Source organism: Synechococcus sp. MIT2312 (assembly GCF_059772315.1).
Map to the genome: position 1 here is coordinate 1,929,272 of NZ_CM186281.1, position 12,612 is coordinate 1,941,883.

Here is a 12,612-nt window from a genome sequence, read left to right on the forward strand (position 1 = left end):
ATCACAACCCGTGATCGGACGCATCAATCACGGGCAACGATGTTCAGGTTTCGATGGATTGCAGCAAGGTGATCAGTCCCGCTTCATCGATCACCTTGATGCCCAGTTTGTTGGCCTTCTCCAGCTTGCTGCCGGCTTCTTCTCCAGCGAGCAGGAGGGAGGTCTTTTTGCTGACGGAGCCACTGACTTTGCCACCTGCGGCTTCGATCAGCTCTTTCGCCTGGCTGCGGCTCATTGAGGGAAGTGTGCCGGTCAGGACCACCGTCTGCCCGGAGAGCACTCCATCCGAGCTGCTGCGACTTGCCAAGTCTTGTCGCTCTTGCTCACTGGTGGCCAGCGAGAGGCCCACGTCTAGAAGTTGCTGAATCAGCTTCTGATTGGCTCCGGTGTTGAACCATTGCTGCAGGCTCTGAGTGATCTCAGGACCAATGCCATGCAGTTCGCTGATCGCTGCAGGGTGATCAACGGCTGATTTGGACAGCGTGGCAACGTCCGGAAATGCTGCTGAGAGAGCTTTGGCATTGACCTCGCCCACGTGGTGAATGCCGAGCCCATAGAGCTGGCGTGCCCAGGACTGGGCACGGGATGCCTCCATGGCTGATACAAGGTTCTCGGCGCTTTTCTGCCCCATCCGTTCCAGGCTGCTCAGCAGTGCGGCATCGAGGCGATACAGGTCGGAGATCGCCTGCACCAGACCCCGATCCACAAGCTGTTCGATCAATTTGCCGCCCATTCCCTCCACATCGAGAGCTCCCTTGCTGACCCAGTGACGCAGAGCGCCGCGCAGGATTGCCGGGCAGCTGCTGTTCACGCAGCGTGTTGCGGCTTCACCACTTTCCCGAACCAGTTCGGAGTTGCAGCTGGGGCACTGATGGGGAAGGTCGAGGGGCTGAGCGCCTTCAGGCCTGAGTTCGGGAAGCACGCGCAGCACTTCAGGGATGATCTCGCCGGCCTTGCGCACCACGACCGTGTCGCCGCTGTGGAGATCCAGTTCCGCGAGTCGGTCGGCGTTGTGCAGTGTGGCCCGACTGACGCTGGTTCCAGCCAGGGCAACCGGTTCAAATTCGGCCACTGGGGTGATCACGCCCGTGCGACCCACCTGACAGGTGAGGCGTACCAGCCGGCTTGGAGCTTCCTCGGCTGGGTATTTCAGAGCGATGGCCCAGCGTGGTGCTTTCTGCGTGAACCCCGCGGTGTCCTGGAGGCGCAGGTCGTCGAGCTTCACCACCACTCCGTCTGTGGCGTAGTCAAGGTCGTGACGGCGGCTGTCCCAGGTGTTGAAGAAGGTCTCCACCGCAGCGAGATCAGGCAGCAGGGCTGCATTGGGATTGACCCGGAAGCCTGCGCGTCTCAGCCAGCTGAGGCATTCCCACTGGCTGGCCGGGCGTGGCCCATCCCAGTCTTCCGGTAAGTGCAGCGTGTACGCGAAGAAATCCAGTCGACGTTCCGCCACGACTTTCGGATCGAGTTGGCGCAGGGTGCCGGCACAGGCATTGCGGGGATTGGCAAAGAGCGATTCATCCCGAGCTGCCCGCTCGGCATTGATGGCAGCGAAGGTGCGGTCTGGAATCAGGGCTTCGCCACGAACTTCCACCCAGGCGGGTGGGGGGTCGATGTGCAGCCGCAGCGGGACCGACGCGATGGTGCGCACATTGGTGGTGATCTCTTCTCCCTGTTCCCCATCGCCGCGGGTGGTGCCTCGGATCAGCACTCCGTTCTCGTAGCTGAGAGCGAGGGCATTGCCGTCGATCTTGAGTTCACCGACCATGGCCAGTGCCGGCAGGGGTGCACCTGTTTGTGGCTCTCTGTCGAGCACCTTCAGCAGGCGTGCGTACCAGCTGCGCAACTCTTCGGGGCTGAATGCGTTGTCGAGGCTGAACAGCGGGATGCGATGGGTCACGCTGGTAAAGCCCTCGGAGGGCGTTCCACCCACCCGCTGGGTCGGGCTGTCGCTGATCACCAGTTCGGGGTGAGCTGACTCCAGATCCAGCAGTTCGCGGTAAAGCCGGTCGTAGACCGCGTCTTCCAGCTCGGGAGCATCCAGCACGTAGTACGCATGGGCGGCTCGGGTGAGCAGCTGCCTCAGTTCAGCGGCGCGCTTGCTGATCTGATTCGGTGCGGTGTGTGGAGCTGGAGCGGTCACAGGCAGGACGACTCAGCTCTTGACGGTGGCGATCCGCTCGATTTTCCAGGTGTCTTCCAACTTGGTGAAAGTGAAGTCGAGGGGCATTTCTTCCTTGTTTTCCGCGATCAGCTTCACCGTGAGGATCATGCTGCCCTCCTGCAGGCGTGGCCGACCGGATTTGAGGTTGCGAAAGCGGTTGAGCTTCAGGCCTGCAAGGAAACGAATGAACTGTTGTCGGTTGACATGCTGTCGGTATGACTTGGTGGTGAGCAGATAGGCCGCATCCACACGGCCTGCTGCGACCTGCGTGAAAAATTGCTTGATCAGCGGGTTGATGCCGCGGGCGCTGAGCACCAGCTTCACGGCGGTGATCGTCCAATAAAGAAGCAGGGCACCACCCCCGGCCAGGAGGGCCTTGCTCCCGATCTCACGCACCAGACCCAGATCCATCAGCTGATTCCAAGTGAGTGCAGAGTCTGACTGACGGACCGCTGGATGGAGGCAGACTGGGCCGACGATGTTGTTCAAGGCCGCCGCCACTCATGCCGCTCGAGCCCCTGCTCCCTCTGTTTCATCGCCTGAATCGGGAGCATTTCGAGGGAGCTCTCTGCCAAGGACATCAACCCCTGCTGGCGTTGCGCTGGAGTGATGGTCGCTTGCGTCGTACAGCCGGTCTTTACCGGCGAGGACCTGCTGTTGCGCCACCCTTCGAGCGTGAAATTGTGTTGTCCAAGCCCTTGCTGGACCCTCTACCGAGAGAAGCCACTGAAAGCACCCTCTGTCACGAGATGATCCATGCCTGGGTGGACCTGGTGCTGAAGCGAGAGGAGGGGCATGGGCCCTGCTTTCGGCATCGCATGGAGACCATCAATGCCGCTCAGACACGATTTGAAGTCAGCGTGCGCCACCGCTTCCCTGTGCCGCAGAGCTCTCCGCGCTGGATCGCGATCTGTCCTCAATGCGGGCACCAGACTCCGTATCGCCGCAGGATGCGTCAGGCGGCCTGTCGATTGTGCTGCGATCGGCTTCATGGGGGTCGCTGGAATGCCAGTTGTCTGCTTCGCTACGAACCTGCAGCGGAGCTGAGCTGAGCGGAATGGAGGTGTTTCTCTGGGTGTTGGAGGCAGGCGGCGTTTCGATCGTGCTGATTGGTCTGCAACGGGAGCGTTGGTTGCAGCACAGACGTCGGTAACGTCGGAGCATGGATTCACGTCGACAACGCTCGCAGCGCAGTCCTGACCCCTTGGACCGGCGACTTGACCGCTGGTTGGATACCGGGCGTCAGCTCGTGGATGGTGTCTCCGGAGCCAGACCGGGGCGACGCAGTCTGGATCGCCTGGATGGCGCCTCCCGCTTGGATGCGATGGGTCGTTGGGTTGGTGACCGAATCGACTGGCTGTTGGATGAAGAGGATGACTGGCGTGAGGTGTCTGAGCGGCCGCAGAGTTGGCAGTCCGCACGCCCGAAGCCTTCGGTCGTTTCACCAACGCTTGAACGATCAACGCCTTCAAGACGCAAACGGCCACTTCAGGCGCTCTCTCGCCGTCAGCCGGTGTTGCCTCCGCCCGTGACCTCGACATCGCCTGCGAGTCCGTCCGGCGAAGATGATGTCTGGCCAGAAGACGACAGTTTCCGCGTGGAGCGCTGGAAGCGATCCGCCAATCGTGATGCCCTGACAGATTCTGGTTCGTCGCCAACAGCTTCTTCGCCAACAGCGAGTTCTCCGACAGCCTCATCGCCGACCTCTCGGTCGTCATCCCGTCGACCCTTGCCACGTTCCAGTCGCCGTCGCGATTGAGCGACAGCATTTCTACCTATAGTTGGGATCGTTGCATCAACACGATGAGCAATCTTGTTGTGATTGGTTTCCCCAAGGTTGAGGAAGCTGAGCAGGTTCGTCTGGAGTTAGTCGCGATCCAGGAAGAGCATCTGATCACTCTTGAAGATGCAGTGGTTCTCGAACATGGCAGTGATGGTCATGTTCACCTTCGCCAGGCCATCAACATGACTGCAACAGGTGCCATGGGCGGAAGCTTCTGGGGACTGCTGATCGGACTGATCTTTGCCAATCCGCTGCTTGGCGTGGCAGCTGGTGCCAGTGCCGGCGCTGCGTCGGGTGCTCTCAGCGACATTGGCATTAACGACAAATTCCTCAAGGAGCTCACGGAAACACTGCCTCAGGGCAGTGCGGCACTGGCTCTGCTTGTGCGGGACTCAACCCCGGATCGAGTGATCGAGCGGCTGCGCCGTCATGTGCCCAATGCCCGTTTGGTGCATACCAGCCTCAGCCACATGGATGAAGAAAAGCTCAAGGAACAGCTGGAGCAGGCTCGCAAGCAAGCCAAAGCCTTACGGATGGCCTGATCCGAACAGCTCAGTGCCGGTTGCTGAGTGACCGGCACACTTGAAACCCGCAGCCCCGCCTGCTCAGTTGATGGTTGACGTCTTCCACCAGATCGGTGGGCAGCTCTTCAGCCATCTGGTCAGCTGTGGTGGTGATCGATGGCGAGCCGGCGGTCATGGCCTCCAGCAGATCCGTCCATTGGCTGATGCGCTCAGATCGCGTCACTGGCCGATAACCACATTGCTCCAGGACATTGGCGCAGAGTTCAGCGTTCCAGAGCACCGAACGCCCACTTCGATGAGGCGTGAGTTGATCAACGGCACCTGCTGCAAGCGCTGCGTCTGTGGGATGTCCGTGTCGGTCCCGCCATCCTTCATGTTCGAGGGCTCGTCCGCAGTGGATTGAGGAGATGCCGAAATTGCGGCCCAGATCGTTGAGGGTTATCCAGGTGGAGGTCGCCATGGAACCATTGCCGATGTGGCCATGATTGCTCCAGCACAACAGCCGGCAAGTTGTCAAGTGAAAATCCGCATCAAACGCTGATTTTCTTCATGACGTTGCATGAAGCGGTCGCCTCGGAGCTTCGCCCAGCCAGCGCTCAAGTGCTGGGCTGAACACTTCACGGATCACGGTGAGTTCTTTGCCCTGACGGAAGAAGCGGTAATGGCGGCTCCAGAAGGGGCCTCGTTCACCAAAGCCTTCTTCCAGCCATGGTTCCGTGACCAGCGCCAGTCCATCCACTTCACGGAACAGTTCCGAGCGTCCTTGGGTGAGGCTGAGCCAGATCGGCTGCTCACGGTTGCTCAGATTGCGCTCCGCTTCATCCTGGTTCCACCAGCTTTCGGCCCACGCCAATGTGGTGTCGCCACAGTTCAGCCACACCTGGCGGCGCAGCAGGGGTGGTTGCAGTTCCTGAACCTCTGCTGGTCGTGGTCCGCCTGTTGTGTCGTTGAGGTTGGCGTCTGCGTCCATCGCGATCAGACGCACTTGCACGCTGTGGCCAGTGAGCAAGCGCAGGTGTCTGGTAGGACTGCCATCTCCGAGCAGCATCAGTCTCCATGGGCCCGGCAGCCAGCCAGGCTCGTCGCCTGCCAGAACTGAGGATGTCGGGGCTTCCCACAGCACGGAAGGCGAGGGGATCAGGGCGCTCACCGTGTTCAGAAGGCACCTCCGACACTCAGGGATTGCGTTGCACCCGATCGCTCAATCACCGCGCCATTGGCGCTGACGCTTTGCAAAGTCCAGCCACTGTTGCCGATTGATTCACCGGGAACAGTGGAGAGGGACAGCCCGCCGAGTTGAAAGATGGCTGAGCCGTCGCCGTTGCCAGCGTGGACGACACCCACCAGCAGAGGTTGGGGTGCGATTGATGGTGCTTGGTCAGCGATTGAGGCGGTGCTGCTGAACTCGGCTGTCGGCAGTGGAACCGTGATCGGGTCCAGTTTTGTCGCCGCTGTGTTCGGTAGTGCGGTGATCTCCAATTCGTCTGCTGCTGAAGTCGCTTCGGTCAACGGCTCCGTGACTGTCTGTGTTGTGGTTGTTGGAGCAGGCTTGCTTTGGTTGTTTCTGCTTTGAGCGGGTTGGTTGTTGCGCAATCGTTCGATCAAGGCGAGATTGCCTTCCCGCTCCAGCGCCTGCTGGCTCAGCTTCCACTGCAGTGCCAAGCCGCTGCTGCCCAGTACGGCAATGAGACCCAGGGCAGCGAGGCTCACTTGCGGCCAGGTGAGTGCAGGGAGATTGAGGGTGTTTGCTTCTGTCTGAGCTCCTTGAGCTTCCTGCGCTGACTGAGCTGTCTGTGGATAGACCTGGACCTGCACGGTCTCCAGGATGTTGTCTCTGTCAGTGAACACGCGGTCCATGACCTGCTCGGCGCGCAGGTTCCAGTAATCCCTGGAGGTGGGGAGACGTGTGGGCACCGCAGACTGGTGAGTGCGCTAACGCTATCGAGCGTTTGCGTTGGAGGCGAGTGATGCCTTGCTCGGGTTGCGGCGCTGCTGCAGTTCAAGCCAGACGAGCAGGGCGCTGAGATCTGCCTGGCTGACACCGGGAATCTGGCTGGCCTGGCCCAGGGTGAGCGGGCGCACGTCGGTCAGTTTTTCACGGGCTTCGCGCGACAGCGTGTTGATGTTGGCGTAATCGATCCCTGCGGGCAGCTTGCGTTTGCCCTGACGTCTCACCTGATCGATCTGCTGCTGTTGCCTTTGGAGATAGCCGCTGTATTTGATGTCGATCTCAGCTCCTTCCCGCACCGGCAGGGGCAAATCGGCAGCGGCCAGGCCGTGGCGTACCAGGTCTGCTGCATGCATTCCTGGTCGGCGCAGCAGATCGGCCAGGGTGATCGATCCCTTGATCGGTGCGCCGGTCTCTGCTTCCACAGCCGCTGCCACCGGGTCGCTCACTTTGAGCCGCTGGCTCTGCAGCCGTTGCTTTTCGGTTTCCATGGCAGCAAGTTTTTGCTCGAACAACTGCCAGCGGCGGTCATCGATCAGGCCCAGATCTCGGCCGAGCGGTGTCAGGCGCCTGTCAGCGTTGTCACCCCGAAGCACAAGGCGGTACTCACTGCGGCTGGTTAGCACCCTGTAGGGCTCGCGCAGATCCTTGTTCACCAGATCATCGATCATCGTGCCGATGTAGCTGCTTTCGCGAGAAAAGTGCACGGCCTCCTGGCCGCGGATGCGCCGCACGGCGTTGAGTCCGGCGACCAGGCCCTGAGCAGCGGCCTCTTCGTAGCCGGTTGTGCCGTTGAGCTGGCCTGCGCTGAACAGCCCCTCCACCCGCTTGGTTTCCAGTGACGGCAGCAGCTGGGTGGCTGGCAGGTAGTCGTAATCGACTGAGTAAGCCGGTCTCAGCATCACGCACTGTTCCAGTCCTGGCAGGCTGCGCAGCAATTGCAGCTGGATGGGCTCCGGCAGCCCGGTGGAGAACCCCTGCACGTAAATCTCAGGAGTGTCGCGACCTTCGGGCTCCAGAAAGATCTGGTGGCTGTCCTTGTCGGCAAAGCGAACGATCTTGTCTTCGATTGAAGGGCAGTATCGAGGCCCCTTGCTGTCGATCACGCCGCCGTAGATCGCGGTGAGGTGCAGGTTGTCCTTAATCAGCTGATGGGTTGCAGCAGTGGTGCGGGTGATGTGACAACTCATCTGTTCACCGCAGCTCCAGGAACCTGGGTCAAAGGAGAAAAAACGGTCTGTCGCGTCGCTGGGTTGTTCCTCCAGTTGATCGAGCGCGATGCTGCGCCGGTCAACTCGCGCCGGAGTGCCTGTTTTGAGCCGGTCGGTGTGGAATCCCAGCTGCTGCAGGGCTTCAGTGAGCCCTTCGGCAGCCTGCTCGCCGGCCCGGCCAGCGGCCATCGACTGGTGCCCGACCCAGATGCGGCCCCCGAGAAAGGTGCCGGCGGTGAGCACCACCGCTTTGGCCTCGTAGACGCTGCCGAAATAGGTGCGCACGCCCGTGATGCGCGCGGCTGCTCCCTGGCTGGGATCCCAGGCTTCTCCGCCGCCGTTTGGATCCCCGTCGATCTCCAAACCGGTCACCATCGCTTCGCGCAGAGCCAGGTTGGGGGTGTGCTGCAGCAGTTGCAGCATCTGGCGCGAGTACTGCCGCTTGTCGGTCTGGGCACGCAGGGCCCAGACGGCCGGGCCGCGGCTGGCGTTCAGGATGCGCTTCTGGATGGCTGTGGCATCGGCCAGGCGCCCAATCACGCCGCCAAGAGCATCCACCTCATGCACCAGCTGACTTTTTGCCGGTCCGCCGACCGCCGGATTACAGGGTTGCCAGGCGATGCGGTCGAGATTGAGTGTGAACAGTGCTGTATTCAGCCCCAAGCGGGCAGCCGTGATGGCGGCTTCACAGCCTGCATGGCCTCCTCCCACGACGATCACGTCGAAGACTTCAGTGGAGATGGTGCCAAGGCTCATGCATGCATTCTCCAATATCCGATCACGGAGGCACCCGTGGTGTTCCGTGAGTGGCTTGAGTTAGAGAACGCTTATTTTGAAGCTGAGGTCGTTGTAGTCAAAGTCGGCATTCTTGGAATTCGGATCATCTTCAAAGCAGAAGTGGTTTTGCCCGATCGATTTCAGGAGTGGATTTCCATTCTGAAATGCGCTGCTGCCGATAGTAATGATCTCATTTTCTTCGGTAATTAAGACTGGTGCATAAAGACCAAATTCGTCTTTATCTAGGTTCCAAGTGATGGTTGTGTTGGATTCTCCTTTGACTTGGATTCGTTCATTTGCCGGGTCGATGAGTGCTCCGGTAATAGCATCTTTGAAGGCTGCTTCATTCCATGCGGAGATGCCATTGAAGCTTAAATTGTTCGTATCGTTATCAAGGCGTATAAAGGCAAGGCGGTTGTTGAAATCAGATGAGCTGTTCACGTCAATCTGTAGATTTAGCGTGTCTCTATTGATATTTCGTAAGTCGAAAAGTCCATCAGTAATCTGTTTCTGTTGCTGAGCAATTTGATGGTCCTCAGGTCGTTGACATGTGCTGTGTGTGCTGATGGTGATGCCTAAGTCATTGAAGTCATTGTCAGCGCTTGAGCCTCCATCTTCAATGTCTAATTGCCAGGCTCCATTCTTTTCGACTAACTGGCAGTCTGGTGTGTTGACTAGTGAACTATTACTGCTTTGTAGGGCGAATGATAAGGATTCTCCGCTCTCAAGATAAATCTCTGCTTGGCCTAAGACGGTTCCCTTCGATATTGCACCAATTGTGCCAATTAAACCGCGTTTGCTACTGATCAGCTGGAGGCTGTTTTGTAAATCGGCATTGGAATAATTGGTTTGTAAGTTGACCCAGGTTCCTGTGCTTTCTGGCCCTGAGACTGTTAGACCATTGCCATCTGCAGTAGCAGTCAGCTTGGACGCTATTGTTTTGAGTTGATCAGATCCCTCTTGATTGTTTGGAGTTGGTGAAGGATTTGGGCTGGGATACGTATCATTGTCAATATTTTTGATAGTAACCGTTGATGTTTCGCTGCCGGCGTAACCACCAGTGTTGGATGCAGTTGTCGTGAGAGTGGTGGTGATATCACCGTCAACGATGGAATCGTCAACGCCGGTGATGGTGACTGTTTGAGCTGTATTCCAGTTGGCGCTGGTGAAGGTCAGGGAGTCGCTGCTTAGGGAGTTTTCAGTGGCATCGAGTCCAGTGGTTGCGACGGTGACGTTGGCGGTTGGTTGAGCATCCAGAGCAACGGTGAATGTGGATGTGGAGCCCGCTTCTGTCGTACGGAGGTTGCCAGAGTCATCGGTAGCCCCGGTTTTGGTAATGGTGACGCCGTTGGTGTCGTCGTCGGTGTTTTTAACCCTGACTGTTGATGTTTCGGTGCCTGCGTAACCGCCTGTGTTGGATGCAGTGGCTGTGAGAGTGGTGGTGATGTCGCCATCATCGATGTTGTCATCAACGCCAGTGACGGTGACGGTTTGAGCGGTATTCCAGTTTGTGCTTGTGAAGGTGAGCGAGTCTTCATTTAAAGAGTTTTCTGTTGCATCATTTCCTGTGATTGAAACTGTGACGTTTGCGGTAGGTTTGTTATCAAGAACAACGGTGTATGTGGAAGAACCACCAGCTTCTGTAGTGAGAAGGTCGGTTCCTCTGACAGTTCCGGTTTTGGTAATGGTGATGCCGCTGTCATCAACATCAGTCACGGTGGTGGTGACGGTTTGATCGGCAGTGTTTCCAGCGGTGTCAGTGGCGCGGACGGTGACGACGTAGGTGTTGTTGTTAGCAGTGTCACCAAGGTCGTTTGGATTTTCGAAATCTGGAGCGGCCTGGAAGCTCAGGTTGCCACTGGCATCAATCTGAAATTTGGCTGCATCAGCACCGCCACTGAGAGACCATGTGACGGCTTCATTTGCCGTGAGTTGAGAAACAGCAGTTGTGTTTTCAGGGATTGATTTGCTGGAGGTTGTATCACCTGCTGAACCAGAGGGTCCGGTGATGAGGGGACTGTTTTCATCAACATCAGTCACGGTGGTGGTGACGGTTTGATCGGCAGTGTTTCCAGCGGTGTCAGTGGCGCGGACGGTGACGACGTAGGTGTTGTTGTTAGCAGTGTCACCAAGGTCGTTTGGATTTTCGAAATCTGGAGCGGCCTGGAAGCTCAGGTTGCCACTGGCATCAATCTGAAATTTGGCTGCATCAGCACCGCCACTGAGAGACCATGTGACGGCTTCATTTGCCGTGAGTTGAGAAACAGCAGTTGTGTTTTCAGGGATTGATTTGCTGGAGGTTGTATCACCTGCTGAACCAGAGGGTCCGGTGATGAGGGGACTGTTTTCATCAACATCAGTCACGGTGGTGGTGACGGTTTGATCGGCAGTGTTTCCAGCGGTGTCAGTGGCGCGGACGGTGACGACGTAGGTGTTGTTGTTAGCAGTGTCACCAAGGTCGTTTGGATTTTCGAAATCTGGAGCGGCCTGGAAGCTCAGGTTGCCACTGGCATCAATCTGAAATTTGGCTGCATCAGCACCGCCACTGAGAGACCATGTGACGGCTTCATTTGCCGTGAGTTGAGAAACAGCAGTTGTGTTTTCAGGGATTGATTTGCTGGAGGTTGTATCACCTGCTGAACCAGAGGGTCCGGTGATGAGGGGAGGAGTACCGGCGACGTTGGAGTTATTGGTAACGGCTTTGTTTGTAATCGAAGCGGCGTCATTGCCTTGGATGCCTTGAATGGCGTTGACGTCATTGTTTCCAAGACTGGATCCAAGGTTGGGATCGGTATAGGAAACGGTGACCGTCTGGTCATTTTTGATGGTATTTGTGAGGGTGAGCTCAACGGTTGCGCCGGAGACTGCAACGCCAGTGACGGCATTGGCTGAGCTGTCGGTTGTGACCGCGAAGTCCGAGGTGGTTGCTGTGGTTGAGGAGGTACCTCCCACGTACCAGTCGCTTGCCTCCTCGTAGGAGAGGGCCTCGTCGTAGGTGAGAACGACTTTGGTGCCGTCTGCAGATGTGGCTGCCGATTGGAAGACGGGTGCTTTGGTATTAAAGCGAAGTTGTTCTGCAGGTACTAGTTGGCCGTTATATGGGTATTGAAGAAGATCTAACTTTGAGACTTGTGTGTTTTCGGCGAATTCAATCTTGATGCTGTACCACTGGCCATTTGTTAGGCCTGTTGCCGTAACTATGTCATACTTTTTAGAGTGATCATTTGGCTCGTTAACTGCCACTTCATCGTTAATCCAGATCCGGACTCTGTCGTCACTAAGCGTATACCAGCGATTTGTTCCTGTTGTCCAAGCCTGGATTTCTCCGTATGCGCGTATTGACCACGTCTCGCCATCTTGTCCTGCAATGCTTGAGTTGTAAGTATCATCAAGATTGATCGCCTCTTCATACTGTCTCTGAATCAAGCCATCGAAGTTGATTCCTTCAAAGAGTTCAACTTGTAAGCCTTTTACGTAGGTGGAGTTGTTTGTAACCGCTGTCGCAGATAGGGAAGCGGCGTCATTGCCCGCGCTGTCTTGTACGGCGTTGGCGTCGTCGGATCCAGTGTTGGGATCGGTGTAGGCAACGGTGACGCTTTGATCTTTTAAGACGGGCGTTGTGAGGGTGAGCTCAACGTTGGTGCCTGAGGTGGCAACAGCGGTAACGGTATTGGTAGAACCAGCAGTTGTGACAGCGAAGTCTGTGGTGGCTGCGGTTGTGGAGGAGAGAGCCTCGTTGTAGCTGAGAACGACGGTGTAGCCGTCAGTTGAGGTGGCCGCTGACTGGAAGGTAGGAGCGGCCACGCTGGTCTCAGAGAATTCACATCTGATTTTCAGAAGTCTTGCCTTTAGGTGCATGCCCCTGATGGGTGAGGGCAGCTGATTTCTGCACGATTGGGATCAAAATGGTTGTTGACCTGAAACCTGCCTTCAGGCTGGTTCACGTGGCACAGGCCGCCAGCTTGTACAGCTATGAGAGCTGTGCTCCTAAAAGCGGTTTCACGTGCTCATCAGTCCATTGCGGTGCTTCATCACCTTCTGATCACTTCGGTGATGCCCTGGTCAGCGGTTCCAGGTTTGTAGTGCTCATCGCGATTGATCGTCAGCAACAGATCGGAATATTGTTTAATTCAGCACGGTTTCAAGATGCTTGTTAAGCATTGTCCCTTTTTGAGTTAGTGATTCGGTGCTACCGGTTTGTTTAC

10 protein-coding genes are annotated in these 12,612 nt (G+C 57.3%); 3 read left to right on the forward strand and 7 right to left on the reverse strand.

Features of this window, described 5'->3' with window-relative positions; translation table 11 throughout:
- Positions 1-43 precede the first annotated feature (43 nt).
- Complete coding sequence (gene ligA, locus AC6EI9_RS10795) at positions 44-2,107, reverse strand: NAD-dependent DNA ligase LigA (RefSeq protein ID WP_498470036.1); 2,064 nt, start codon at positions 2,105-2,107, stop codon at positions 44-46.
- A gap of 48 nt (positions 2,108-2,155) precedes the next feature.
- Entirely contained in the window at positions 2,156-2,575 is a 420-nt protein-coding gene (locus AC6EI9_RS10800; RefSeq protein ID WP_498467767.1) for a hypothetical protein, read from the reverse strand.
- A gap of 92 nt (positions 2,576-2,667) precedes the next feature.
- On the opposite strand from AC6EI9_RS10800, the gene AC6EI9_RS10805 reads away from it, so the two are divergent.
- From AC6EI9_RS10805 to AC6EI9_RS10815, 3 genes are all read left to right on the forward strand, one after another.
- The gene (locus AC6EI9_RS10805; RefSeq protein WP_498467768.1) at positions 2,668-3,216 is read left to right on the forward strand and encodes a SprT family zinc-dependent metalloprotease; all 549 of its coding nucleotides are present in this window, start codon (positions 2,668-2,670) and stop codon (positions 3,214-3,216) included.
- A gap of 110 nt (positions 3,217-3,326) precedes the next feature.
- Complete coding sequence (locus AC6EI9_RS10810; RefSeq protein ID WP_498467769.1) at positions 3,327-3,923, forward strand: RNA helicase; 597 nt, start codon at positions 3,327-3,329, stop codon at positions 3,921-3,923.
- A gap of 44 nt (positions 3,924-3,967) precedes the next feature.
- Entirely contained in the window at positions 3,968-4,489 is a 522-nt protein-coding gene (locus tag AC6EI9_RS10815; RefSeq protein ID WP_498467770.1) for a DUF1269 domain-containing protein, read from the forward strand.
- 10 nt (positions 4,490-4,499) lie between these two features.
- Here the strand turns inward: AC6EI9_RS10815 and AC6EI9_RS10820 are convergent, their stop codons facing one another.
- The 5 genes from AC6EI9_RS10820 to AC6EI9_RS10840 all read right to left on the reverse strand — a co-directional run bounded on the left by AC6EI9_RS10820 (position 4,500) and on the right by AC6EI9_RS10840 (position 12,211).
- On the reverse strand, positions 4,500-4,931 hold the full coding sequence (locus tag AC6EI9_RS10820) for a hypothetical protein (protein ID WP_498467771.1): 432 nt from the start codon (positions 4,929-4,931) through the stop codon (positions 4,500-4,502).
- 87 nt (positions 4,932-5,018) lie between these two features.
- Positions 5,019-5,594, reverse strand: coding sequence for a chorismate lyase (locus AC6EI9_RS10825; RefSeq protein ID WP_498470038.1), 576 nt, complete (start codon positions 5,592-5,594; stop codon positions 5,019-5,021).
- A gap of 32 nt (positions 5,595-5,626) precedes the next feature.
- Positions 5,627-6,385 carry a hypothetical protein gene (locus AC6EI9_RS10830; RefSeq protein ID WP_498467772.1) on the reverse strand — a complete coding sequence of 253 codons (759 nt, stop codon included), beginning with the start codon at positions 6,383-6,385 and terminating at the stop codon, positions 5,627-5,629.
- 24 nt (positions 6,386-6,409) lie between these two features.
- Complete coding sequence (gene mnmG / locus AC6EI9_RS10835) at positions 6,410-8,386, reverse strand: tRNA uridine-5-carboxymethylaminomethyl(34) synthesis enzyme MnmG (protein ID WP_498467773.1); 1,977 nt, start codon at positions 8,384-8,386, stop codon at positions 6,410-6,412.
- A gap of 60 nt (positions 8,387-8,446) precedes the next feature.
- On the reverse strand, positions 8,447-12,211 hold the full coding sequence (locus tag AC6EI9_RS10840; RefSeq protein WP_498467774.1) for a SwmB domain-containing protein: 3,765 nt from the start codon (positions 12,209-12,211) through the stop codon (positions 8,447-8,449).
- Between the last annotated feature and the right edge of the window lie 401 nt (positions 12,212-12,612).

What these genes read in the sequence shown, in the direction of transcription:
- AC6EI9_RS10800 (WP_498467767.1), bottom strand. Translation starts at nt 2,575, where the DNA reads ATGGATCTGGGTCTGGTGCGTGAGATCGGGAGCAAGGCCCTCCTGGCC.
- AC6EI9_RS10805 (WP_498467768.1), top strand. Translation starts at nt 2,668, where the DNA reads ATGCCGCTCGAGCCCCTGCTCCCTCTGTTTCATCGCCTGAATCGGGAG.
- AC6EI9_RS10810 (WP_498467769.1), top strand. Translation starts at nt 3,327, where the DNA reads ATGGATTCACGTCGACAACGCTCGCAGCGCAGTCCTGACCCCTTGGAC.
- AC6EI9_RS10815 (WP_498467770.1), top strand. Translation starts at nt 3,968, where the DNA reads ATGAGCAATCTTGTTGTGATTGGTTTCCCCAAGGTTGAGGAAGCTGAG.
- AC6EI9_RS10820 (WP_498467771.1), bottom strand. Translation starts at nt 4,931, where the DNA reads ATGGCGACCTCCACCTGGATAACCCTCAACGATCTGGGCCGCAATTTC.
- mnmG (WP_498467773.1), bottom strand. Translation starts at nt 8,386, where the DNA reads ATGAGCCTTGGCACCATCTCCACTGAAGTCTTCGACGTGATCGTCGTG.